The sequence below is a fragment of the Xanthomonas sp. NCPPB 2922 genome, from assembly GCF_041520885.1.
In the GTDB taxonomy this organism is placed as follows: Bacteria; Pseudomonadota; Gammaproteobacteria; order Xanthomonadales; family Xanthomonadaceae; genus Xanthomonas; species Xanthomonas campestris.
In genome coordinates, this window is the sequence record NZ_JBGOFY010000010.1 from 94210 (window position 1) to 117450 (window position 23241).

Sequence of the window (23241 nt, forward strand, 5' to 3'; positions counted from 1 at the left end):
TTGGCTTGCGCGCACGCGAACGCACGGCGCGCTGCGCCGGGCCGGGCATCCTGTGGCTCAGACCAGCTGCAGCTCGAACGCCTTCAGCACCGCCCGGGTACGGTCGCGCACGCCCAGCTTGGACAGGATGTTGGACACGTGATTCTTGATCGTCCCCTCCGCCACGCCCAGCGAATTGGCGATCTCCTTGTTGGAAAAGCCGCTGGCCATCAGGCGCAGGATCTCGGTCTCGCGGTCGGTGAGCGGGTCGGGCCGGTCGAGACTGACGAACTCGTTGCGCATGTGCTCCAGGCCCGACAGCAGGCGCTGGGTCACCGCCGGCTGCACCAGCGAGCCGCCGTCGGCCACGGTGCGGATCGCGCCGACCAATTGCTCCAGCGAAACGTCCTTGAGCAGGTAGCCCTTGGCGCCGGCCTTGAGCCCGGCCAGCACCAGCTGGTCGTCGTCGAAGGTGGTCAGGATGATGGTCGGCGGCAAGGTGCCGTTGCGCGAGAGCATCTGCAGCGCTTCCAGGCCGGACATCACCGGCATGCGCATGTCCATCAGCACCACGTCCGGCTGGATCTGCGGAATCTGCTCCACCGCCTGCCGGCCATCGGCCGCCTCGGCCACCACCTCGATCCCGGCGTCCAGGGCCAGCAGCGAGCGGATGCCCTGCCGTACCAAGGTTTGGTCATCGACCAGGCACACACGGATCATCACGACACTCCTTGAGTAATGGCCGCGGGCATCAGTGCCGGCGCGCCTGGAACGGAGATGCGCAGGCAAAAGCCGTCACCCCGCCGGGTTTGAATCTCGAGCTGCCCACCATACTGGTTCAGGCGTTCGCGCATGCCGCGCAGGCCATTACCGGGCGCCACCGCGTCGGCACCCTGGCCGTCGTCGCGCGCATCGATCAATACGGTGTCCGCATCGCGGCGCACCTGGATCCACAGATTGCGCGCGCCGGCGTGGCGCACCGCGTTGGTGATGATTTCCTGGGTACAGCGCAGCAGCACATGCGCGCGTTCGGGGTCGTCCAGGGTCAATGGCTGGCCGATGTCCAGATGGATATCCAGCGACGGCACCTGGGTCACCAATGGGCGTAGCGCCGCTTCCAGATCGATGGCGCCGCTGTCGCGCAGCTGGCTGACCGCTTCGCGCACATCGGTGAGCAGCAGCTTGGCCAGGGTATGGGCCTGGCGTACGTGTTCCTGGGCCTGGCCTTCGGTGATGTGGCCGGCCACTTCCAGATTGAGGCTCAGCGCGGTGAGGTGATGACCGAGCAGGTCATGCAGCTCGCGCGAGATGCGGGTGCGCTCGTTGATGCGGGCGCTTTCGGCCAGCAGGGCGCGGGTGGCACGCAGTTCGGCGTTGAGGCGGCGCTGTTCTTCGCGCGCATCGGTCTGCTGACGCGCGACCAGACTGGTCACGAAGATGAACATCGAGAAGCCGCCGTACAGCAGCGACTGCATCAACGCAGCGAACAAGGTGAAATCCGGGCGCAAATAATAGAAAACTGGCAGCACCGCCAGCTGGCTGAGCACCAGCCAGGCCACCCCGATACGCAGCGGTAGCAACCAGGGGATCACACCGGCGGCCACCATCATCAGGATGCTGCCCAGCCCGGTTCCGCTCAGATAGCTGACCGCCAGCGCAAAGATCGTGAGCAGCAGCAGGATCAGCCGGTCGTACCAATGGGCGTGTCCGCCCCCCCTCAAACCACGGGTCAGCCAGAAGTAGCTGGCGCCAAAGCCAACGAAGAATGTCGACATCAGCAGACCTTCCGCCGCACTGCGATGGTCTCCCTCTTCGGCGGCGGGCCAATACGTGTACACCAACGGCATGGCGATCATCGCCCAGGTGAACAGGCCGGCGAAGCGCAGGACGCGCGTATGACTGAGGTATCCCAACATGCACGCATCTTAGGCGTAACGCCTGCGGCTGCCCTCTTGCCGGAAGTCATGCATGCCGATGGTCGTCACGTCAGGTCGCCGCTTCAGGCCTGCCATGTAATAATCCGACGCAGATCCGATTTCGGGTCGATAGCGTTACCCCACGGAGTCCCAATGTCGATCGTCATCCGCGACGTGCGCGAGCACGAGCTCGATTCCGTCCTGGCCCTGAACAACAATGCCGGACTGGCGATCCTGCCGCTGGATTCAACCAAACTGCAGCGTTTCTACGAGCAGGCCGAATACTTCCGCGTCGCCGAGCGCGACGGCAACCTGGCCGGTTTCCTGGTCGGTTTCGGCAGTGGCAGTGCTCATGACAGCAGCAATTTCGCCTGGTTCCGGGACCGTCACCCGGAGTTCTTCTATATCGACCGCATCGTGGTGGCCAGCCGCCGCCGTGGCGGTGGTGTCGGCCGTGCGTTCTATGCGGACGTGCAGAGCTACACCGAACTGCGCTACCCGCAGTTGGCCTGCGAGGTGTTCCTGGACCATGGCGCCGATGCGGCGCTGCTGTTCCATGGCAGCTTCGGCTTTCGCGAAGTGGGCCAGAACACCATGGCCGACGTGGAAGTGCGCGCCAGCATGCTCATGAAAGACATGTGCAGCTACCCGTGGGTCAAGGAGACCTATGCCGGCAAGCTGCCCGAAGAGCTGCCCTGGGTGGGACGGCCGCGGCACGCCGCCGCCGACAACCGTTCGACGGGGACCTGAGGCGTGTCGAGTGTGAATGTGGATTTTGAACAGGCCGGCGAACTGAAGATCGGCCAGGTGGGCATTGCCAACCTGCGCATCCGCACCCTGGATGTGCCGCGTCTAGTGCGCGAGATGCAGGACCGGGTGACCCGCGCGCCGAAGCTGTTCGGCCGCGCGGCGGTGATCCTGGACTTCGGCGGCCTGGCGCAGACCCCGGACCTGGCCACCGCCAAGGCCTTGCTCGATGGCTTGCGCAGCGCCGGCGTGTTGCCGGTGGCCCTGGCCTATGGCACCAGCGAGATCGACCTGCTCTCGCAGCAGCTCGGCATCCCGTTGCTGGCCAAGTTCCGCGCCCAGTACGAAACCGCCGCGGTCAGCCCACCGCCGCCTCCCCCGCCACCGCCTGCACGCGCCGAACCGGCCGCCCCCGTGGCGCGGCCGGCGCCGGGCCGCATGCAACGCAACGCGGTGCGCTCGGGCCAGCAGCTGTACGCGGAGAACTGCGACCTGACCGTACTCAGTACGGTGGGGGCCGGCGCCGAGGTGATCGCCGACGGCAGCATCCATATCTACGGTACCCTGCGTGGCCGCGCGTTGGCCGGCGCTCAGGGCAACCCGGACGCGCGCATCTTCTGCCGCGACTTCCACGCCGAACTGGTTGCCATCGCTGGCCACTACAAGGTGCTGGACGATGTTCCCATGGACCTGCGTGGCAAGGCCGTCCAGGTCTGGCTGGAGCAGGATCAGATCAAGATCGCTGCGCTGGATTGACGCAGCCCAACCACAGAAATATTTCGGAGAAATCCTTTGGCTGAAATCATCGTAGTCACCTCCGGCAAGGGCGGCGTTGGCAAGACCACCACCAGCGCGAGCCTGGCCTGCGGGCTGGCACGGCGCGGCAAGAAGGTCGCCGTCATCGACTTCGACGTCGGTCTGCGCAATCTGGACCTGATCATGGGCTGCGAGCGGCGCGTGGTGTACGACTTCGTCAACGTCGTGCATGGCGAAGCCACGCTCAAGCAGTCGCTGATCAAGGACAAGCGCTTTGACAACCTGTACGTGCTGGCTGCCTCGCAGACCCGCGACAAGGACGCGCTGACCCAGGAAGGCGTGGAAAAGGTGCTCAAGGACCTGGCCGCCGACGGCTTCGAATACATCGTCTGCGATTCGCCGGCGGGTATCGAGAAAGGCGCGTTCCTGGCGATGTATTTCGCCGACCGCGCGGTGGTGGTCGTGAACCCGGAAGTGTCTTCGGTGCGCGACTCCGACCGCATCATCGGCCTGCTCGATTCCAAGACCCGCAAGGCCGAGGAAGGCAAGAACGTGCCGGCCTTCCTGCTGCTGACCCGTTACAGCCCGGGCCGCGTGGAAGGCGGCGAGATGCTCAGCATCACCGACGTGGAAGAAGTGCTGGGGCTCAAGGCCATCGGCGTGATTCCCGAATCCGGCGACGTGCTCAATGCCTCCAACAAGGGCGAGCCGGTGATCCTGGATGGCGAGTCCCCGGCAGGCCAGGCGTATGACGACGCAGTCGCCCGCATCATGGGCGAAGAGCGCCCGATGCGATTCATTTCCGTGGAGAAGAAAGGCTTCTTCAGCAAGCTGTTCGGAGGGTAAGCATGGGCCTGCTCGATTTTCTCAAGAGCAAGAAGAACACCGCCGAGACGGCCAAGAACCGTTTGCAGATCATCATCGCGCAGGAACGTAACCATCGCGGTGGGCCGGATTATCTGCCGCTGATGCAGCGCGAACTGCTGGAAGTGATCAAGAAGTACGTCAACATCGATGCCGATGCGGTACGGGTGGATCTGGTCAAGGATGGCGAGCACGATGTGCTCGACATCACCGTCGCCCTGCCGGAAGACGGCGACAAGTAAGCTGCACGGCACCGTGTGCGCACGGTGCCGTGCTGTTGTGGTCCACCTGCCGCCGCGCCCTGCCGCGGCCAGCATCTACCGCGAGCCCTGCGCGTGAGCATCTCCCCCTCTTCCCTGCCTGCCGCCGATGCCGTGTTGTGCGTGGGCGATATCGGCCTGGACGCGCCCGCTGCCCTACTGGCCCGGTACGGATTGCGCCTGCAGCATGTGGACGCGGATGCGCCGATTCCCGGCAGTTTCTGGGGTGAGCCGGAAGCGGGCATCATCGGTTGCGATGTGTATGTGCGCGACGACACGCCGGTGCATTCGATGCTGCACGAGGCCGGGCACCTGATCGTGCTGCCGCCGGACAAGCGTGCCGCGGTGCATACCGATGCCACCGATTCGGTGGATGAAGAAGACGCCACCTGTTATCTGCAGATCCTGCTGGCCGCGCAGTTGCCCAGCGTGGGCAGTGCGCGCCTGATGGCCGACATGGACAGCTGGGGCTACACCTACCGGCTGGGATCGACCCGCGCCTGGTTCGAGCAGGATGCGGAGAATGCGCGCAGCTGGCTGCTTGCGCGCGGCCTGTTGCCGGGGTGATGGGTGTGCCGCGTTCGAACGCGGCGGTGCGCGCTAGGTCAGGGTCGCGCCACTGAGATCCAGAGTGGCCACCGTGCCCTGCCCCGCACTGGAATCCAGGCGCAGGTGCCAGCCGAGGTGCTCGCAGAGGCGGCCGATCAATTCCAGGCCGATCCCGTTGCCTTGACGCGCGTTGCCGCGTGCCAGCCGCGCATAGATCGCACTGATTTCTTCCGGCGTCATGCCGTGGCCGGGATCGGTGATCTGCACCACGCCCGGTGACGCCAGCGCGATATGGATGATGCCGCGATCGCTGTTCTCGATCGCGTTGCGCAACAGGTTGCCGATGGCGGTCTGCACGATCGCCACCGGCGCCACCAGGCTGCACGGTGGCAGCGGTGCGACCTGCAGTTGCAGGTCCTTGTCGGCGCACAGATGCGCATGGTCGGCCACGATCTCCGGCAGCAATTGATCCAGGCGCAGCGTGTCGCTGCTACGCACCAGCCGGCCCGGGTCCTTGGCCAGCACCAGCAACAAGGTGATCAGCTGTTCCACCGCGCCGCTGGTCTGCGCGATGCGTTGCAGTTGATGGCGCACCACGGCGGGCGTGTCCGGTTGCTCCAGCGCCAGCTCGGCGGCGTTGCCGATCACCGCGATCGGCGTGCGCAGTTCGTGGCTGGCGCTGTCGATGAAGGCGCGCTCGCGCTCGACGAACTGGCCGTTGCGTTCAAGATAGTCATTGAGGGCATCGGCGATCACGTACAACTCGGTGCTGCCTTGCGGGCCCACCGCGATGCGCTGGTCGCGCCGTTCCGGGCGCAATGCGCCGATGTCGCGCGCAAGATCCACCAGCGGGCGCACCAGCCGCGCCATCGCATATGTGCCCATCAACACGGTGATGGCGATCAAGGCGATGCCGGCGGCCAGCATCCAGCGGGTGAGGAAGTGTTCCAGTGCTTCGAAGTCGGTGATGTCCAGCACCAGCGCCAGGCGGCCGGCATGCGTGGTGTCGCGCACCATCACCGCGCTCTGGCGGCCGGCGATCTCCAGATCGTCGTGCAGCCCGGGATGCAAGCTGCGCAGCGCCGGCGGCACCTGCGCGCTGCCGTCCACGCGAAACAGCCGCAAGGTGTCCGAATCCTGCCAGCGATAGCCCGGATCCTGCGCGCTGCGGTCCAGGATGCTGTCCAGTTCCGAATTGAGCAGCGAGCGCCACACGCCATGCTCGGCGCGTTCATGCAGGTATTGCGCGGTGCCGAACACGGCCAGCACCATCAGGAAGGTGTAGCCGAACAGCCAGACCAGCACGCGCCGGCCCAGCGGGCGATGCTTAGCCATCGGTGTACTCGGTGGCAGTGGCGGCGTCATCGGCGGCTTCCAGCGCGGCCACCCGGTAGCCCAGCCGCGGCAAGGTGTGGATGAGCTTTTGCGCGAACGGGCCATCCACGCTGCGGCGCAGTTCGTAGATGTGGGAGCGCAGCATGTCGCCATCGGGCGGATCGTCGCCCCATAGCGCCTGCTCCAGGCGCTGGCGGGTGACCACGGCGGGGCTAGCCTGCATCAGGATCTCCAGCAACTTGCGGCAGGCCGGGTACAAATGCAGCGCCTGGCCGGCGCGGGTGGCGTCCAGCGTGGCCAGATCCAGGCGCAGGTCGGCCACCTGCAGCAGCTTGCCGCGGCGGCGCCCCTGCGCGCGTGCCAGCAGCGCTTCCAGACGCACTTCGAGCTCGGGCAGTGCAAAGGGTTTGGTCAGATAGTCGTCGGCGCCGGCGCGGAACCCGGCGATCTTGTCGGGCAGCTCGTCGCGCGCGGTGAGCATGATCACCGGCAGCTCGGACTGATGCTGCTCGCGCAGCCGGCGCAGCACTTCCGGCCCGTCCATGCGCGGCATCATCCAGTCCAGCACCAGCGCGTCGTAGTGCTGGGTGGTGGCCAGATGCAACCCGGTGATGCCATCGGGCGCCGCGTCCAGGGTGTGCCCGCGCGCTTCGAAATAGTCGAACAGGTTGGCGACCATGTTGCGGTTGTCTTCGATGACCAGCAGGCGCATGGCGGTCTCCGGGGCGTCCGCGGCACGGACAAGTGTGCGCATCCTAGCCGAGCCACGGCGGCGGCGGCGATCGGGTGAATTCCGACATCCTTCCGACACGCGCATGGGCATCGTCCTGCACCGTTTCGACCAAGGCGCCCGTGTGCCGTTTGCCGTTTCCGCCGCGCTGTCGCGCAAACCCGCCCTGGCTGCCGCGCTGGCGTTGATCGTCGTTGCGCTGCTGGCCGGCTTGGGCCTGCGCCAACCCAACCCGCCGGACGAACCACGCTTCGTGCTGGCCGCACGCACCATGGTGGAGACCGGGCAGTGGTTGCTCCCGCACCGGGGCAGCGAGTTGTATGCGGAAAAACCGCCGGTGTTCATGTGGTTGCAGGCGGCCAGCTACGAACTTGTGCCGCACTGGCCGATCGCCTTCCTGCTGCCATCGTTGCTGGCCGCATTGCTCACGCTGTGGCTGACCTGGGACCTGAGCCGGCGGCTCTGGAACCGACGTGTCGCGCGTTATGCGGTGCTGTCGCTGTTCACCGTGCTGCAGTTCGGGCTGATGGCCAAGCGCGCGCAGATCGATATGGTGCTGGTGGCGCTGACCACGCTGTCGCTGTGGGGGTTACTGCGTCATCTGCTGCGCGGGCCGGACTGGCGCGCCTGGGTGATCGGGCTCTGTGCTGCTGGCGTGGGCACGGTGACCAAGGGCGTGGGGTTTCTGCCGCTGCTGGTGCTGCTGCCGTGGATGGCGCTGCCACGCCGTCACCCCAGCGTGCTGCCGGCGCGGGCGCTGGCCGGGCGCAGCTGGCTGCTGGTGCTGCCGGCGTTTGTGGCCGGCACCGCGGTGTGGCTGGGGCCGCTGGGCATCGCCCTGCTGCACAGCCCCGACCCGGCGTTGCATGCCTATGCGCACGAGTTGTTGTTCAAGCAGACCGGCACGCGTTATGCGCACGCATGGCATCACGTCAAACCGTTCTGGTACTACCTGCAGGTGATCGCCACGCTGTGGTTGCCGGGCTGCCTGCTGCTGCCGTGGCTGGTGCCGGCGTGGTGGCGCCGGCTGCGCCGCGGCGACCCACGCCTGCTGTTGCTGCTGGCGTGGAGCCTGCTGGTGCTGGTGTTCTTCAGTGCCAGCCCGGGCAAGCGCGAGGTCTACATCTTCCCGATGCTGCCGGCGTTGTGCGTCGCCGCCGCCCCGCTGCTGCCTGGCCTGTTGCGACGCCGTGGCGTGCAGCGGCTGCTGCTTGGCTATGTGCTGTTGCTGGGCGTGGCGGCGCTGGCACTGGGCGGCGGTATCGGCCTGCACCTGCACTGGGCCGAACGCAGCGCGCTGCAACGTGGCATCGCGTTGGCATCGCTGCAGACCATGAGCGTGTGGCTGATAGGTCTGGGGCTTGTCGCGCTCGGACTGGTGGCCTGGGCACGCGGCAGGCGCGCCGGCAGCGCGCTGGTCGCCGCCACCGCGGCGTTGTGGACGGTCACCGGCCTGGGCGTGATGCCGGCATTGGACCCCTATAGTTCATCTGCGGCGCTGATGCAGCGCGTGGGCGAGCGCATCGGCCCGCACGCCGAGCTGGGCATGCTGGCGTGGAAGGAACAGAACCTGTTGCAGGCCGACCGACCGGTCACCGACTTCGGCTTCAAGGCGAGTTGGCAGGCGCAGTGGGCGCAGGCCGGCCCGTGGTTGGCGCAGGCGCCGCAGCGGCGCTGGTTGTTCGTGCTCAAGCAGGCGGTACCGGCCTGCGTGGCGCGCGCGCAGGTGGTGGAGATCGGCGAATCGAATCGCAATCAGTGGCAATTGGTGCCAGGCACGGCATGGCACGCGGGGTGCAACGCTGCAGGCTCCGCCGCGGAAGGCGCAGATGCCGACACCGACACAGACTGAACCAACACAGTGCGCTTAACGCCGGTCCAACCCGGGTCCGACCGCTTTCCGACACGCCGCTTTCGAAGATGCCGGCCATTGCAATGGTCCGGATCTTTCGATGACAACGCTCCCCCTTCATGCGCCTGCGCTGGCACGCACCGCCACCAGCTGGCAAACCCGCTTTCTGCTGGTGCACCTGTGGCTGCCGCTGGCGGCGTTGCTGGCGATCAGCGCGCTGCTGATGCTCGGCGGCGGCGACCAGTGGGTGGCCGACGCGCTGTATCGGCTGGAAGGTGGGCACTGGCTGTTGAAGGAGCAGTGGTTCACCAGCCAGCTGGTGCATCGCGGCGGCAAGTGGCTGAGCACGGTTGCGGCTGTCGTGGTGCTGGGCATGGCGGTGTTGGCATGGTCGCGGGCGCGTCCGGGCGCACGTGCCTTGCGTTGGCCGCTGACCTACCTGGCGGCGTCGGTGGCGCTGTCCACCACGCTGGTGTCGCTGCTGAAGTCGTGGACGGCGATGGACTGCCCGTGGGATCTGAGCCGCTATGGCGGCACGCATCCGTTGATCGGCTTGTTCGCCTCGCGGCACGGCCTGCATGCCTCCGGTTGCTTTCCGGCCGGCCATGCCAGCGCCGGCTATGCGTGGGTGGCGCTGTACTTCTGCGCACTGGCGCTGCGCCCGGCCTGGCGCTGGCCAGCGCTGTTGACCGGGCTGGCCGCCGGGGCGGTGTTCGGCGTGTCGCAGCAGCTGCGCGGCGCGCATTTCCTCTCGCACGACCTGTGGTCGCTGGGCGTGTGCTGGTTGACCGCACTGGGTCTGTATTGGCTGCTGCTGGCGCCGCCGCGGCAACCGCTGCGCATGCTGGTGCTGTCGGGAGGTGAGCAATGAGCACCTGGCTGCCGCACCCGCGTTGGCGCACGCGCCTGCACGCGCTGAGCTGGAGCACGCGCCCCACTGTCTCCACCGAGATGCTGGTGTTGCTGAGCAGCCTGTTCTTCGCCCTGGTCTGCAACCAGGTGTTCTGGCGCACCGCCATGGCGACCCACCCGGGCAGCCTGGGCTTCGCCGCCTCGCTGATGGCCTTGCTGGTGGCGGTCAATGCGCTGGTGCTGGGGCTGCTGGTGTGGCGCTGGAATGCCAAGCCGCTGCTGACCGTGCTGCTGCTCACCACCGCCTTGGCCGCGCACTACATGGACAGCTACAACGTCTATCTGGACGCGGACATGCTGCGCAACGTGCTGCATACCGATCACAAGGAATCGCGCGAGTTGCTGACGCCAGGGTTGATCCTGCCGTTGCTGTGCTACTTCGCCATCCCGGCCACGTTGCTGTGGCGTGCGCGTGTAGGGACCCGCAGCTTGAGCAAGACCTGGTTGATTCGGGTCGGTTTTCTGGTCGTGATGGCAGTGGGCGGAATGCTGGGCGCGCTGCTCTCGTTCCAGGACATCTCCGCGTTGATGCGTAACCACCGCGAAGTGCGCTATCTGGCCACGCCGATCAACTACCTGGTGGCACTCAAGCAGAACTTCAAATCCGATTCGCCGATCAAGCATGCGCCCAAGCAGCCGGTCGAGCATGATGCGATGGCCACGCCGCGCGCGGCCGGCAGCCGCCCGCGCCTGTTGCTGGTGGTGCTGGGCGAAACCGCACGTGCGCAGAACTGGGGGCTCAATGGCTACGCGCGCCAGACCACGCCGGAGCTGGCGCAGGCCGGGGTGATCAACTTCCCGGACATGCATTCGTGCGGCACCAGCACCGAGGTCTCGGTCCCGTGCATGTTTTCCCCGTTCGGCCGGCGCGATTACAACGAAGACATGATCCGCGGCCATCAGTCGCTGCTGCATGTGCTCGAACACGCCGGCATCTCCACGCTGTGGCGCGACAACCAGTCCGGCTGCAAGGGCGTGTGCGACGGCTTGCAGATCGAACAACTGGACAATGCCACCACCCCGGGCCTGTGCGCCGATGGGCGCTGCATGGACGAGATCCTGCTCGGCGATCTGGCCGCGCAGGTGCGTGCCAAGCCAGGCGATCGCGTGGTGGTGCTGCACCAGTTGGGCAGCCACGGGCCGAGCTATTTCGAACGCTACCCGGCTGCGTTCGAACGCTTCAAACCGGTGTGCAAGACCTCCGACCTGGGCAGCTGCAGCCGCCAGCAGATCGTCAATGCCTACGACAATTCCATCACCTACACCGATCACTTCCTCGCCCAGGCCATCCACGCGCTGCGTGGGATGCCGGACTACGACACCGCGATGATCTACCTTTCCGACCACGGCGAATCGCTGGGCGAAAAAGGCCTGTATCTGCATGGCGTGCCGTATGCGATCGCGCCCAAGGAGCAGACCCACGTGCCGATGGTGATGTGGTTTTCGCCGGAGTTCGCCCGCGACCGTGGTCTGGACGAAGCCTGCCTGCGCCATCGCGCCGGCCAGTACACCGACCAGGACGCGCTGTTTCCCTCGGTGCTCGGCCTGCTGCAGGTCAAGACCAGTGTCTACGCCCGCGAGCGCGACGTGTTCGCCAGCTGCACCAGCTGAGCCCGGCGCCGCGTACGTTGCCGATTCACCGCGCCATGCACCACGCATGGCGCTTTTGCTTGCCCTGAACCCCGGCGCGCTCTAGCCTTCGCCGGACTTCACCGCAAGGACCACCCGTGAATCCTCGTCTGCTGTTGCTGGCGCTCGCCGTTGCCGCCGGTACGTTGTCGCTGTCGTCATGCCGCCAGGATGCGGCGCCGACGCCCAAGCCCGCCACCACCAAGACCGCACCCAGCGAAAGCGCCGACCAGTTCGTGGCGCGCATCAGTGCCGAGTACAAGGCGGCGTATCCGGAAATGACTGCCGCGCAGTGGCTGTCGTCGACCTACATCAACGGCGACTCGCAGTTGCTGGCGGCCAAGGCCAACGAGCGCGCGCTGAGCCAGCTGGATCGCTGGATCGACCAATCCAAGCAGTACGCCGGCACCCCGATGTCCGCCGACAGCGCGCGTGCGCTGCAATTACTCAAGCTGATGAGCGCCCTGCCCGCCCCGCGCGACCCGGCCAAGCTGGCCGAACTCACGCGTATCGCCGCCAAGATGGAAGGCGACTACGGCGCGGGCAGCGCCTGCACCGGTGACGGCGAACAACGCCGTTGCCGCCAGCTGGGCGAGCTCGAACAAGTGCTGGCACGCAGCCGCGACTACGACGAACAACTGCAGGCCTGGCAGGGCTGGCACGCCACCGCGCAACCAATGCGCAAGGACTACCAGCGCTTTGTCGGGCTCGCCAACGACGGTGCACGTGGCATGGGCTTTGCCGATGTCGGTGCGATGTGGCGCAGCGGCTACGACATGCCGCCGGCGCAACTGGCCAGCGAAACCGACCGCCTGTGGGAACAGCTCAAACCGCTGTACACCCAGCTGCAATGCTACGCGCGCGGCAAGCTGGACACGCAGTACGGCAAGGACAAGGGCGAGGTGGCCGGCGGCATGCTGCCCGCGCACCTGATGGGCAACATGTGGCAGCAGGACTGGAGCAACCTGTGGGATCTGCTGCAGCCCTATCCCGGTGCGGGCGACCTGGACATCACCTCGGCACTGGAAAAACAGTACCAGGGCAACCTGAGCGCCGCGCTGGCGCGCAATACCGGTGGCGATGGCGGCGCAGCTGCACGCTTTCTCGCCGAGCGCGACGCGCAACTGCGCACTGCCCAGCAGATGACCGAACGCGCGCAGGATTTCTACACGTCGCTGGGCATGCCGAAGTTGCCGGACACCTATTGGCAACGCTCGCAGTTCATCAAGCCACTGGACCGCGACGTGGTCTGCCACGCCAGCGCGTGGGACATGAACATGGGTGGCGAGCCGAACGCGGGCACCGGCCCGGACGTGCGCACCAAGATGTGCATCCGCCCCACCGAAGAAGACTTCACCACCATCTACCATGAGCTTGGCCACATCTATTACGACATGGCCTACAACCCGTTGCCGCCGCTGTTCCAGAACGGCGCCAACGACGGCTTCCACGAAGCCATCGGCGACACCATCGTGCTGGCGATGACGCCCAAGTATCTGCAGTCGATCGGCATGGTTGGCGAGCAGCAGAGCGGGCGCGAGGCATTGATCAATTCGCAGATGCGCATGGCGCTGAGCAAGGTGGCGTTTCTGCCGTTCGGGCTGATGATCGACCGCTGGCGCTGGGGCGTGTTCGACGGCTCGATTCCCCCGGAACGCTACAACCAGGCCTGGTGGGAGTTGAAGGCCACCTACCAGGGCGTGGCACCGGTGAGCCCGCGCGGCGAGGACTTCTTCGATGCGGGCGCCAAATACCACGTGCCCGGCAACACGCCCTACACCCGTTATTTTCTCGCGCACATCCTGCAATTCCAGTTCTACAAGGGCCTGTGCGATGCCGCCGGCCACCAGGGCCCGTTGTACGAATGCAGCTTCTACGGCAACAAGGAAGCCGGCCAGAAATTCTGGTCGATGCTGCAACGTGGCTCCAGCCAGCCCTGGCAGACCACGCTGAAGGAAGTGACCGGCAACGACACCCTCGATGCCGGCCCGATGCTGGAATATTTCGCACCGATGCAGGAATGGCTCAAACAGCAGAACCAGGGCCAGATGTGCGGGTGGCAGGCCAAGGGCACTACTGCAACGCCGCCGGCAACGCCGGCGCCTTCGACGCGCTGATCCACGTGCGTGACGTCATGCGGTTGCCGGATCCCGGCAGCCACATAACGACCTGTTGATAATCGCGAAAAACCTCGGCGATATACTTCGGCCCCCGCTGCGTCAGCGCAGCATGCAAGGAGCAATCCGATGAACCAGGCCTCCACTGGCCCGGGTCCGCACGATGCGGATCGCGATGCACAGATCATTGCAGACGCGCAGCAAGGCGCGTTTGATCCAACCTACGGCAGCACTGGCACCGAATTCGCGGCCAACGGGCCGGGTGGCCGCAGCCTGGGTCTCAACCCGGGCGAACAGTCGGTCAAGCACACGCAGAGCACGCAGCAGAGCAGCGGCAATGCGAGGCAGCCGCTGGGCGAAACCAGCCTGCGCAGCGCCAGCTCGCAGAGCCTGGGCGTGGTCAGCGATGCCGATGCAAAGACCACCACCTTCAGCCTGGAAGCAGACGCGCAGACCGGCTTGCAGCAAAGCCGGCAGACCAAACTCGGCAACGGCACGTTGAACCTGGAAGCCGGCGTGGCTGCCGGCCAGCGCATGCGCTACACGCTGACGCTGCCTGGCGCCGATCAATCACTGGACGCAGCCACGCAGGTAAACCCGCTGCAACCGGAGAGCTTGCCGGTGGGCGCTCGTGCAGTGCTCGATAGCCAGGCCTTCGCACAGCGCGAGGTCAAGGCGGACCTGCAACAGGTTGCGATGCAGAGCAAGATCACCGAAGCCAGCGGCCGCAGCTATCTGATCGAACGCGTGGACGAACGCCACGTGCGCGTGGTCACCGGCCCCAATGACGCCATCGAAGCGGCCAACGCAATCGGACTCAAGGCCGGCCCCGCGCAGGCCCTGGTTGGCCGCACCGATCGCCTTGGCACTTCACGTGTGCAGAGCGCGCAGTTCGACCTGGCCGATCCACGCGCCGTCGACGCCATGACGGCGTTTGCGCGCACGGGCGAGGTTGCGCCCGGCACGCCCGGCGTGGATCAGATCCAGACGCTGGAGCGGATCGGTTTCAGTTCGCAGCAGCGCATGCAGTTGCAACTGGGCCCGCTCGACGCCGATCTGGGGGGCGCCCGCAATGAAGGCAGCCAGATCCGCATCAGTGAACCCGGCCAGGACGGCTACGCCGTGGTGCAGCAGCTGAAATACGGCGATAACGTGCCACTGACAGTGCTGCGCCACTACGACGGCAACAATGTCGAACGCGTGCAGGAGCGCAGCTACCGTTTCGAAATCGACGGCGACGTTGCCACCCCTGGGCTGATGCAACGCCTGGGCGGCCGCAACGAGGCCAGCGAAGAAAAAGCCATGGCGCAATCGCTCAATAGCGCGATCAGCGGCGACATGGCGGGCACAGGCGCAATTCAGGCCGGGCAGAAAACCACGCTGGTGTTCAACGAGCAGCAGATGCAGGCGTTGCTGCAGCAGACCCAGACCGCCGCCACGGCCAACAAGATCGGCGCGAGCCCGTTGGCACTACTGGTCGGCAACGGCCAGGCATCCGACACCGAGCAATTCGCCATCGCGCTGGCGCGCAATGTGGGCGGGCAGCCTGCGGCCTTTGCCGAGCGCCTGCAACGCATCGCAGACGGCGCCGACGGCCAGTTCGACGGCCGGCTGCAACGCATCGACGCCGATGTGGCACCGCGCCCGGCGGCCGCAACCGCGGCAGTGCCTGATCCGCGCGACCCTGCGCATCCGGACCATGGGCTGCTGCAGCAATGCACCGCCGCCGTAGGGCGACTGGAAGGCGCGCATGGCCCCACGCCGGGCATGGACAGCGAGCGTCTGGCACTGGGATCGCTGGTGGCCGCGCGTGAGCATGGGCTACAGCGCGTCGACCACGTGCTGCTCGGGAACGACCCGGCCCGCGGCTTCGTGGTCCAGGGCGCGCTCGATTCACCGGCGCACCTGCGCGGCAGCTTCGACGCCAAGGCGGCGCAGGAAGCGCCGGTGGAAGCCAGCCTGCAGCGCTTGCAGGCATTGGGACCAGCACCCGAGCGCGATGCTGCCGCATTGGAGCAGGCAACGCAGCAGGAGTCGGTGCGGCATTCGCAGGCGCGTTGACTGCGTTAGCGGGTTCAGTGGCAGCGTCGTGGCCACGCCTGCGTCGCTGCCTTTGCTGGATCGCAAAGGCAGCGACGTAGCGACCCTTCGGGCAGTTGCAGGGCTGTCGTAGGAGCGCGCGCGCGCGCGATGGGGCGGTACCGGGAAAGCCTCTCGCGCGCAAGCGCGCTCCTACAACAGCGGTGTTGCTTGGGTTGCCGTGTTCACGCTGATCAACTTAGCCGATTGCGACGCGAGCAACCTCACTGCGCTGGCGCGTTGGCGAAAGACGCGCAGGCAACGTGGCTCAATCGAGCTCCACGCCCCAGCAAACGCAAACGCTCTAGACAAATCATTGCCCGACCATCGTAGGAGCGCGCTTGCGCGCGATGGTGCGTCACCGGGAAAGCCCTCGCGCGCAAGCGCGCTCCTACCACAGCGGTTTTGCTTGGGCTGCCGTGTTCACGCTGATCAACGCAGCCGATTGCGACGCAAGCACACTCACCGCGCTGTCGCGCTGTCGCGGGGGCGAAAGGCGCGCACGCAACGTGACTCAATCGAGCTCTACGCCCCAGCAATCGCAAACGCTAGACCAATCATCGTCCCGACCATCGTAGGAGCGCGCTTGCGCGCGATGGGGCGTTACCGGGAAAGCCCTCGCGCGCAAGCGCGCTCCTACAACAGCGCCCGAAACCAAGAGCGCCCGCAACGCGCGCTTGTACCGCAGGTCAGTTGAGCTTCGCGCCCTGCAAGCGCTCGCTTAGCTTGGTCTTGAACTGCTCGAATTCCATGCCGTCCGCAGCGGCCTCGGCGTGCGCGGCGTCCTTGAGGGCGTCCGAATAGGTCAGCCGCACGGGGGTGCCCTGGCGTTCGTGCAGTTCGGCCGCTCGCATGATCAGGGCCAGCACCTGCGCGGCGCTGGTGCTTTCGCCGGCGATGCGGCCATCCATGCCCAGCACCCACTCGCCGTCGCGGCGCACGATGCCGGCCAGCAGCGTGCGTTGCTGGTCGCGCAGTTCGGCATGCGGTTCGATCGGCGAGACCGGCGCGGGGTTGGCAGCGGCCTGGTTGCGCGCGCGCTCGGTGGCCCGCTTGCGGGCATCGCGGCGCAGCTTGGAATCGGTGGACATGCAGGCTCCTGTGGGGTCAAAGATGGTCGGCCGGCTCCAGAGGCAGTGCCTCGGCAGCCTGGCGGCGCCGCAAGCGGCGGCCGCTGCGGCGCTCCCAGCGCCAGAATAGCCAGACCAGCAAGAAAAAGCCGGTCATGCCGAACGCCAGATGCCGCGGGTGTTCACTCAGCAGCGGCGACAGCACCCCGGCCACCACGGTATTGGTCATCAGTTGGGTGAAGGCCTGCAGCGAGGAGGCCAGGCCGCGCTGCTGCGGGTACATGTCCAGCACCGCCAGCGCCAGGATCGGGAAGATCAGCGCCATGCCCAGCCCGGCCAGGAAGATCGGCAGCACCGCCCACGGCAGGCTGATCTGCGCCACCGCCAGCGTGTAGCCAAGGTTGACCAGCGCCGCCACACCGCAGCAGATGAAGCCAATGCGTACCTGCCGCACCGGATCCATCCGCCCGGCCATGCGCCCGGACAGGAACGAGCCAAGGGTCATGCCGCCGATGGTGGGAATGAACAACCAGGCGAAATCGCCCTCGCCCAGGTGCAGGTGGCGCATCACCAGCACCGGCGCCGAGGCGATGTACAAAAAGATGCCGGCGAAGTTGAACGCACCGGCCGCGGCCAGGCGCTGGAAACGTGGGTTGAAGCCGATCCGCACGTAGTCATGCAGCAGGCGGCGCAGCTGCAGCGGCGTGCGCGCCTCCACCGGGTGGGTTTCCGGCAGCCAGGTCACCGTGGCGATCAGCAGCACCAGCCCGAACACCGCCAGGAACCAGAAGATCAGCGGCCAGCCGGCGCCGCTGAGCAGGATCCAGCCGCCGATGATCGGCGCGATCGCCGGGGCGATGCCGAAGATCATCGACACCTGGCTCATCAGGCGCTGCGCGTCGTGGCCCTGGAACAGGTCGCGGATGACCGCGCGCCCCACGATCATGCCCACGCCGGCCGACAAGCCCTGCAGCGCGCGGAAGGCCAGCAGCGTCGGCAGATCGCGCGACAACGCGCAGCCAATGGTGCCGGCGATGAACAGCACCAGCCCGCCCAGGATCACCCGCTTGCGGCCCCAGGCGTCGGAGAGCGGCCCGTGCGCGATGCTCATCAGCCCGTAGGCCAGCAGATAGACGCTGATGGTCTGCTGGATCGCCACCTCGTCCACCGCCAGGCTGCGGCTGAGCTGGGAGAACGCCGGGAAGATGGTGTCGATGGAAAACGGGCCGAACATCGCCAGGCCGGCGAGCAGCAGCGCCATGCGACGGGTGGAGGGCGTGGTCGGGGTCATGCCGGGATCCGGAAAGCGGGTACAGCGGAGTGTGCACGTCAGGGGCCGCGTCGGCGGCGGGACTGGATGCACACAGGGCCGCAGATGATAGGTGTTCGCCCCGGCAAGGTTAAGCAAACCCGAGCGCAGCGCCCCTGCCGCGGCAGCGTGGTGCGGCGCGCCGGCGGCTTGGGCGCAGGCTATAATTGGCCGGCAACACGGTGGGAGAAGCGGCACTGCCGCTGCCGAAGGCGCAACAGCCCGTAATCGCTCAGGCCCGATACCATCTTCAACACAACTCTGGAGAGACCGGTTCACTCCGGCGCCGAAGGGGCACGGAACGCAGGCAGGCCACAGGCCAGGCCGCGTTCTTAAACTCTCAGGCAAAAGGACAGAGGGGCGCGAGGAAGACCGCCAGTGCGGCAGGTCGTGGTGCGCGTATGCGCGTCATGCCGGTCGTGGTGCTTCCGACCTTTCGCATGCCCCCTGCCCCGGATGCCCGCCATGTCCCAGACTCCGTCTTCCCTGCGCGACCTCGAACACCACAGCGCGTTCGTCGAACGCCACATCGGCCCCAACGACGCGGAAATCGCGCAGATGCTGGGCGTGGTCGGCCACGACTCGCTGGATGCGATGACCGACGCCATCGTGCCGTCCAACATCAAGTCGCCGGCCGCGCTGGCGCTGCCCGATGCGATCACCGAAGAAGAAGCGCTGGCCAAGATCCGCGCCATTGCCAGCAAGAACCAGGTGCAGCGCACGTTCATCGGCCAGGGGTATTACGGCACGCATACGCCGAAGGTGATCCTGCGCAACATCCTGGAAAACCCGGCCTGGTACACCGCCTACACGCCCTACCAGGCCGAGATTTCGCAGGGCCGCATGGAAGCGCTGATCAATTTCCAGACCATGTGCGCCGACCTCACCGGCATGCAGATCGCCAATGCCTCGCTGCTGGACGAAGCCACCGCCGCAGCCGAAGCGATGACGCTGGCCAAGCGCTCGGCCAAGTCCAAGTCCGATACGTTCTTCGTGCACGACGCAGTGCACCCGCAGACCCAGGAACTGCTGCGCACGCGCGCCGAGCCGCTGGGCATCGTGCTGCGTGTGGGCACGCCGGACGAAGCGCTGCAGGCCGATTGCTTCGGCGTGCTGCTGCAGTACCCGGACAGCTTCGGCCACATCGGCGATCACGCCGCGCTGGCCGATGCCGTGCACGCGCAAGGCGGCCTGGTCGCCGTGGCCACCGATCTGCTGGCGCTCACGCTGATCGCCGCGCCGGGCGAATGGGGCGCGGACATCGTGGTGGGCAACTCGCAGCGCTTCGGCGTGCCGTTCGGCTTCGGTGGCCCGCATGCGGCCTTCATGGCCTGCCGCGATGCCTACAAGCGCTCGATGCCGGGCCGCTTGATCGGGGTGTCGATCGATGCCGCCGGCAACCCGGCCTATCGCCTCACGCTGCAGACGCGCGAGCAACACATTCGTCGTGAAAAGGCCACCTCCAACATCTGCACCGCACAGGTGCTGCTGGCGGTGATGGCCTCGATGTACGCGGTCTACCACGGCCCCGATGGTCTCACCCGCATTGCCCGCCGCACCCATCGCCTGGCGGCGATCCTGGCGGCCGCATTGCGCAGCGCGGGCGTCACCGTGGGCGAGCATTTCTTCGACACCCTGCACGTCAAGGCGATCGATGCCGATGCCATCCACGCCAAGGCACGTGCGGCCGGCATCAACCTGCGCGCGATCGACAGCGAAGCGGTCGGCATCAGCCTGGACGAAACCAGCACGCGCGCCGATGTGGTGGCACTGGCGCAGCTGTTCGGTGCCCAGGCGGATATCGATGCGCTGGATGCCGCCACCGCCGACGCGCTGCCGCAGGGCCTGCGCCGCACCAGCGCGTTCCTGCAGCACCCGGTGTTCAACACCCATCACAGCGAACACGAACTGCTGCGCTACATGCGCTCGCTGGCGGACAAGGACCTGGCCATGGATCGCACCATGATCCCGCTGGGCAGCTGCACCATGAAGCTCAACGCCACCGCCGAGATGATCCCGGTGACCTGGCCGGAGTTCGGCGCGATCCATCCGCTGGCACCACCGGAGCAGTCGGCCGGTTATGCGCAGCTGATCGAAGAACTGGAAGCGATGCTGGTCGAATGCACCGGCTACGACGCGGTGAGCCTGCAGCCCAATTCCGGCGCGCAGGGCGAATACGCCGGCCTGCTGGCAATCCGCGCCTATCACCGCTCGCGCAACGAAGCCCACCGCGACATCTGCCTGATTCCCGAATCCGCCCACGGCACCAACCCGGCCTCCGCGCAGATGTGCGGCATGACCGTGGTGGTGACCAAGTGCGATGCCAACGGCAATGTCGATGTCGATGACATCCGCGCCAAGGCCGAGAAGTATTCCGACCGCCTGGCCGCGCTGATGATCACCTACCCGTCCACGCACGGCGTGTTCGAAGAAGACGTGGTGGCGATCTGCGAAGCGGTGCACGCGCACGGCGGCCAGGTGTATACCGACGGCGCCAACATGAACGCCCTGGTCGGCGTGGCCAAGCCCGGCAAGTGGGGCTCGGACGTGTCGCACCTCAACCTGCACAAGACCTTCTGCATTCCGCACGGCGGCGGCGGGCCGGGCGTGGGCCCGTGCGCGGTGAAGTCGCACCTCGCACCCTTTTTGCCGCGCACGCTGGGCGGCGAAGGCGATGTCGGCATGGTCAGTGCAGCCAGCTACGGCTCCGCCTCCATCCTGCCGATCAGCTGGATGTACGTGACCATGATGGGCAGTGCCGGCCTGCGCAAGGCGACCCAGGTCGCCCTGCTCAACGCCAACTACATCGCCAAGCGTTTGAGCGCGCACTACAAGACGCTGTACACCGGCCGCAACGGGCTGGTGGCGCACGAGTGCATTCTCGACATCCGCCCGCTGGAAAAGACCAGCGGCATTGGCGCCGAGGACATCGCCAAGCGGCTGATCGACTTCGGCTTCCATGCGCCGACGCTGAGCTTCCCGGTGGCCGGCACCTTGATGGTGGAGCCGACCGAAAGTGAATCGCAGCACGAGCTGGACCGCTTCATCGACGCGATGATCCAGATCCGCGAAGAAATCCGCGCGATCGAAGACGGCCGCCTGGATCGCGAGGACAACCCGCTCAAGCACGCCCCGCACACCGCCACGCAGGTCTCGGCCAGTGAGTGGACGCATGCCTATCCGCGCGAGCTGGCCGCTTTCCCGCTGCCCTCGCTCAAGCAGCAGAAGTACTGGCCGCCGGTGGGCCGCGTGGACAATGTCTACGGCGACAAGAACGTGATGTGTGCCTGCATCCCGGTGGATGCGTACAAGGACGATGTGGTGGCGTAAGCGCCGCAACGCTGCCCTTGGCTGAACTCAAACCCGGCCGCGTGTAGCGTGGCCGGGTTTTTTAGTGTCTTGAACGTGGGATGCAGCAGCATGCGTCGCAGCCGCCGCGGCATAGTCTCGCTGTCTTGCACGAGTACGGAAGAGAAAAATCCTGCGCGCTGGCCTGTCACCACGGTCCGCGCATGGCATCCGAGCCAAGTAGCGCCAAGATCGCCCAACAGAAGCCGGCAGCGCGCGATTCTGCAAAGCCGCAGCTGCCCGACTGGCGACTCAACCGTCGCACGCAGCGATGCCGGGCGCGGTGACGCACAGAGGGCTGATGTACTGGGCAGCGCACGCACATGTGATGTTGCCGCGTGCCTGCGCCAGCTGCCCGCCGAGACCCCGGCCGATGCCGAACTGCAGCGCCGCGGACTGACCGGCCTGGACGCCGATGCGCGGTGGCGATGTACTGCCCGCACCGCCAGGTCCGGCCAGTGCCCAGGCGCGGCAGCTCCAAGTGTTGTTGTTGATCGGCAGCAATCGCACTGAGGGCCGCCCGTTTGCGCAATTGCTTTACTACGCCAACAAGTTGAACCCTGCAAAGCGGCTACAAGGTGCGCGTAAAACGCATGTATGCCGCGCAGGCACCGGTCCTGGCGCAGTATGCGCACATGGCGGCGCAGTCGCGCTGGCGTGCAGCTGCAAACTTGTTACAGATCGTGCAAATCCAGTCACACATCGCGGATCCGCCTGCACCACCCGACGCTGGACCAGCTGCTGCGTACCCGCGTGCCGATGTACGCCTACGAAGTTCGACGACCCGGGTGCGCCATTCAGTCTATTGCGGTTGACATTTCACATGCACTGGGCACGCATCACGCCCCCGAGCCAAAGTTTCTGTGCCAGCGCCACGGGTGCTCAGCGGCATCGGATGCAAACGGATTATGGGAAAACGGCTCCGCCCGAAGCTACACCGATTCGATGACGCTCGATTTCCCAGCTACAGAGTACCGTCCATTTTGATACCGCCGAGCCCCACTTTACACGCCGCGGTGAGCACCCTTTACATTATCTTATTTTAATTCTTTAGTTTTGGTAAATGGAGAATCCGCCCTTGATCTCCTTTGCCTTCAACGGAGAACTCGAGAGCATCAAAGCGAGTGCTTTGCGGGGAGTCAGCTTACCTTTTACGGCAAAAGTCGGAATTTCATGCACATCTGTATTCGCGACTTCGTCAGCATCGATCGACACCGGGCAATGTGTCAGCTCTGTGAACCGAGCAACGGCCTCGCCCAGGGGCATAGACGGGATGCTCATTCGGATCCGCTTATTCTGACAATCGTAAAAACTTGGTTCCTGTGCAAGCGCGGCATTGGAACTGATCGCCAATGCCAGCAGCGCAACGGTTAGGTAGATTTTCTTCACGTTATTCTCGAAGTGTGATTAGAGGGATCATCATTTAACTACAGATCCGTGGTGCCATACGCGATACGCAGGATGCATTCAGCGCATGGACAGGGCTGGAGCAGGGGCGCGTATTTTAAATTGGTAACACCGGAGTTCACGTTGCGCAGCACGCGCTTGCCAACACGTTGCAGGATTACTGGGGCGCCTTCGCGCGCAGCGGCGATCCCAATGGCGGCTGGCGTCCAGCCTGGCCACGCTTCGATGGCGACACGCCGTTGACACTGTCGCCCGGCAGGATCGGGCCCACGCCGGACTTCGCCGCACAGCATCGCTGCACGTTCTGGGATGCGCAGGCCAAGGCTGCAACGCGCCCGCTGCCCACTGCCGTGCCGGTGCCTGCACCACCCTCTCACTGATC

18 protein-coding genes, 1 pseudogene and 1 riboswitch are annotated in these 23241 nt (G+C 66.2%); of the genes and pseudogenes, 12 read left to right on the forward strand and 7 right to left on the reverse strand.

Annotated features, from left to right (window positions below; all coding sequences use genetic code 11):
• Nucleotides 1-57: 57 nt before the first annotated feature.
• Complete coding sequence (locus ACD584_RS12865) at nt 58-699, reverse strand: response regulator transcription factor (RefSeq protein WP_011036328.1); 642 nt, start codon at nt 697-699, stop codon at nt 58-60.
• Nucleotides 699-1895, reverse strand: coding sequence for a sensor histidine kinase (locus ACD584_RS12870; protein ID WP_011036327.1), 1197 nt, complete (start codon nt 1893-1895; stop codon nt 699-701). Before ACD584_RS12870 ends, ACD584_RS12865 begins: the two co-directional genes overlap by 1 nt.
• A gap of 153 nt (nt 1896-2048) precedes the next feature.
• Between ACD584_RS12870 and ACD584_RS12875 the strand changes: the two genes are divergently transcribed.
• From ACD584_RS12875 to ACD584_RS12895, 5 genes are all read left to right on the forward strand, one after another.
• Complete coding sequence (locus tag ACD584_RS12875) at nt 2049-2645, forward strand: GNAT family N-acetyltransferase (RefSeq protein WP_011036326.1); 597 nt, start codon at nt 2049-2051, stop codon at nt 2643-2645.
• 3 nt (nt 2646-2648) lie between these two features.
• Complete coding sequence (gene minC / locus ACD584_RS12880; RefSeq protein WP_012438972.1) at nt 2649-3398, forward strand: septum site-determining protein MinC; 750 nt, start codon at nt 2649-2651, stop codon at nt 3396-3398.
• A gap of 36 nt (nt 3399-3434) precedes the next feature.
• Entirely contained in the window at nt 3435-4244 is an 810-nt protein-coding gene (gene minD / locus ACD584_RS12885) for a septum site-determining protein MinD (RefSeq protein WP_011036324.1), read from the forward strand.
• A gap of 2 nt (nt 4245-4246) precedes the next feature.
• Nucleotides 4247-4504 (forward strand): cell division topological specificity factor MinE, encoded by a 258-nt coding sequence (gene minE / locus ACD584_RS12890; RefSeq protein WP_011036323.1) that lies wholly within the window; start codon nt 4247-4249, stop codon nt 4502-4504.
• A 93-nt stretch (nt 4505-4597) separates the two neighbouring features.
• Nucleotides 4598-5089, forward strand: coding sequence for a hypothetical protein (locus tag ACD584_RS12895; RefSeq protein WP_372357291.1), 492 nt, complete (start codon nt 4598-4600; stop codon nt 5087-5089).
• Between the two features lie 33 nt (nt 5090-5122).
• On the opposite strand, the gene ACD584_RS12900 is transcribed toward ACD584_RS12895, so the two are convergent.
• Together ACD584_RS12900 and ACD584_RS12905 are read right to left on the reverse strand one after the other, a co-directional pair.
• On the reverse strand, nt 5123-6406 hold the full coding sequence (locus ACD584_RS12900) for a HAMP domain-containing sensor histidine kinase (protein ID WP_012438974.1): 1284 nt from the start codon (nt 6404-6406) through the stop codon (nt 5123-5125).
• Nucleotides 6399-7118, reverse strand: coding sequence for a response regulator transcription factor (locus ACD584_RS12905; protein ID WP_042595113.1), 720 nt, complete (start codon nt 7116-7118; stop codon nt 6399-6401). Before ACD584_RS12905 ends, ACD584_RS12900 begins: the two co-directional genes overlap by 8 nt.
• Nucleotides 7119-7221: 103 nt before the next feature.
• Here ACD584_RS12905 and ACD584_RS12910 point away from each other — a divergent pair, with 103 nt between their 5' ends.
• The 5 genes from ACD584_RS12910 (at nt 7222) to ACD584_RS12930 (ending at nt 15707) form a co-directional block, all read left to right on the forward strand.
• Nucleotides 7222-8988 (forward strand): glycosyltransferase family 39 protein, encoded by a 1767-nt coding sequence (locus tag ACD584_RS12910; RefSeq protein ID WP_175611551.1) that lies wholly within the window; start codon nt 7222-7224, stop codon nt 8986-8988.
• A gap of 100 nt (nt 8989-9088) precedes the next feature.
• On the forward strand, nt 9089-9859 hold the full coding sequence (locus tag ACD584_RS12915; protein ID WP_076036202.1) for a phosphatase PAP2 family protein: 771 nt from the start codon (nt 9089-9091) through the stop codon (nt 9857-9859).
• A complete protein-coding gene (locus tag ACD584_RS12920) occupies nt 9856-11511 on the forward strand; it encodes a phosphoethanolamine transferase (protein WP_076036203.1) in 1656 nt (551 codons plus the stop codon). Before ACD584_RS12915 ends, ACD584_RS12920 begins: the two co-directional genes overlap by 4 nt.
• Before the next feature lie 116 nt (nt 11512-11627).
• The gene (locus tag ACD584_RS12925) at nt 11628-13646 is read left to right on the forward strand and encodes a M2 family metallopeptidase (protein ID WP_076036204.1); all 2019 of its coding nucleotides are present in this window, start codon (nt 11628-11630) and stop codon (nt 13644-13646) included.
• Between the two features lie 129 nt (nt 13647-13775).
• Nucleotides 13776-15707, forward strand: coding sequence for an XVIPCD domain-containing protein (locus ACD584_RS12930; RefSeq protein WP_175611552.1), 1932 nt, complete (start codon nt 13776-13778; stop codon nt 15705-15707).
• A 707-nt stretch (nt 15708-16414) separates the two neighbouring features.
• Here the strand turns inward: ACD584_RS12930 and ACD584_RS12935 are convergent.
• Together ACD584_RS12935 and ACD584_RS12940 are read right to left on the reverse strand one after the other, a co-directional pair.
• On the reverse strand, nt 16415-16816 hold the full coding sequence (locus ACD584_RS12935; RefSeq protein ID WP_011269939.1) for a hypothetical protein: 402 nt from the start codon (nt 16814-16816) through the stop codon (nt 16415-16417).
• 16 nt (nt 16817-16832) lie between these two features.
• Nucleotides 16833-18086: a multidrug effflux MFS transporter gene (locus tag ACD584_RS12940; RefSeq protein ID WP_076036205.1), complete on the reverse strand. Its 1254-nt coding sequence runs from the start codon at nt 18084-18086 to the stop codon at nt 16833-16835.
• Between the two features lie 269 nt (nt 18087-18355).
• A riboswitch (glycine riboswitch) is annotated at nt 18356-18470 on the forward strand.
• 90 nt (nt 18471-18560) lie between these two features.
• Here ACD584_RS12940 and gcvP point away from each other — a divergent pair.
• The gene (gene gcvP, locus ACD584_RS12945; protein ID WP_175611553.1) at nt 18561-21434 is read left to right on the forward strand and encodes an aminomethyl-transferring glycine dehydrogenase; all 2874 of its coding nucleotides are present in this window, start codon (nt 18561-18563) and stop codon (nt 21432-21434) included.
• Nucleotides 21435-22502: 1068 nt separating this feature from the next.
• On the opposite strand, the gene ACD584_RS12950 is transcribed toward gcvP, so the two are convergent.
• Nucleotides 22503-22841 (reverse strand): hypothetical protein, encoded by a 339-nt coding sequence (locus tag ACD584_RS12950; protein ID WP_012438983.1) that lies wholly within the window; start codon nt 22839-22841, stop codon nt 22503-22505.
• A 143-nt stretch (nt 22842-22984) separates the two neighbouring features.
• Between ACD584_RS12950 and ACD584_RS12955 the strand changes: the two are divergent.
• Nucleotides 22985-23239 (forward strand): annotated as a pseudogene (locus ACD584_RS12955) (carboxylesterase family protein); the annotation flags it as partial.
• Between the last annotated feature and the right edge of the window lie 2 nt (nt 23240-23241).

What these genes read in the sequence shown, in the direction of transcription:
- ACD584_RS12910 (WP_175611551.1), top strand. Translation starts at nt 7,222, where the DNA reads ATGGGCATCGTCCTGCACCGTTTCGACCAAGGCGCCCGTGTGCCGTTT.
- ACD584_RS12865 (WP_011036328.1), bottom strand. Translation starts at nt 699, where the DNA reads ATGATCCGTGTGTGCCTGGTCGATGACCAAACCTTGGTACGGCAGGGC.
- ACD584_RS12905 (WP_042595113.1), bottom strand. Translation starts at nt 7,118, where the DNA reads ATGCGCCTGCTGGTCATCGAAGACAACCGCAACATGGTCGCCAACCTG.
- minE (WP_011036323.1), top strand. Translation starts at nt 4,247, where the DNA reads ATGGGCCTGCTCGATTTTCTCAAGAGCAAGAAGAACACCGCCGAGACG.
- ACD584_RS12870 (WP_011036327.1), bottom strand. Translation starts at nt 1,895, where the DNA reads ATGTTGGGATACCTCAGTCATACGCGCGTCCTGCGCTTCGCCGGCCTG.
- ACD584_RS12900 (WP_012438974.1), bottom strand. Translation starts at nt 6,406, where the DNA reads ATGGCTAAGCATCGCCCGCTGGGCCGGCGCGTGCTGGTCTGGCTGTTC.
- ACD584_RS12915 (WP_076036202.1), top strand. Translation starts at nt 9,089, where the DNA reads ATGACAACGCTCCCCCTTCATGCGCCTGCGCTGGCACGCACCGCCACC.
- ACD584_RS12935 (WP_011269939.1), bottom strand. Translation starts at nt 16,816, where the DNA reads ATGTCCACCGATTCCAAGCTGCGCCGCGATGCCCGCAAGCGGGCCACC.
- ACD584_RS12940 (WP_076036205.1), bottom strand. Translation starts at nt 18,086, where the DNA reads ATGACCCCGACCACGCCCTCCACCCGTCGCATGGCGCTGCTGCTCGCC.
- ACD584_RS12930 (WP_175611552.1), top strand. Translation starts at nt 13,776, where the DNA reads ATGAACCAGGCCTCCACTGGCCCGGGTCCGCACGATGCGGATCGCGAT.
- ACD584_RS12875 (WP_011036326.1), top strand. Translation starts at nt 2,049, where the DNA reads ATGTCGATCGTCATCCGCGACGTGCGCGAGCACGAGCTCGATTCCGTC.
- ACD584_RS12920 (WP_076036203.1), top strand. Translation starts at nt 9,856, where the DNA reads ATGAGCACCTGGCTGCCGCACCCGCGTTGGCGCACGCGCCTGCACGCG.
- gcvP (WP_175611553.1), top strand. Translation starts at nt 18,561, where the DNA reads ATGCCCGCCATGTCCCAGACTCCGTCTTCCCTGCGCGACCTCGAACAC.